Source organism: Paraburkholderia sp. SIMBA_030, from assembly GCF_046535245.1.
GTDB lineage: Bacteria > Pseudomonadota > Gammaproteobacteria > Burkholderiales > Burkholderiaceae > Paraburkholderia.
In genome coordinates this window covers 1-255 of sequence record NZ_JAWRXB010001061.1, presented here as the reverse complement: position 1 = coordinate 255, position 255 = coordinate 1, and the positions used below count along the sequence as shown (strand labels likewise).

At 55.3% G+C, this 255-nt stretch carries 1 protein-coding gene; it reads right to left on the bottom strand.

Annotation, left to right across the window (positions count from 1 at the left end; translation table 11 throughout):
• Window positions 1-255: OprD family outer membrane porin (locus tag SB772_RS43270; protein WP_410838933.1), on the bottom strand; the 255-nt coding region annotated here is incomplete at both ends.

Below are 255 nucleotides of genomic sequence, written 5' to 3'. Positions count from 1 at the left end.
GTAACCGCCACCGAAGGTATGACCGGCAACCGAATACAGGAACAGGCCGCTGTACAGGTTGTTGTCGACCTTGCCTTTACCGTTTGGCGCGTTGTAGTTGCCAGTGGTGTAGTACAGCGGGTCGTGACCGTTGGCACCGTCGTCAGAGCTGTTGAAGTAACGGAAATCCGACTTCAACACGCCCGGGCCGATTGCCCAGTTGTGAACCAGACCCAGGAAGTGTTGCTTGTAGAACTCTTCCAGGTTGCCGTAGTA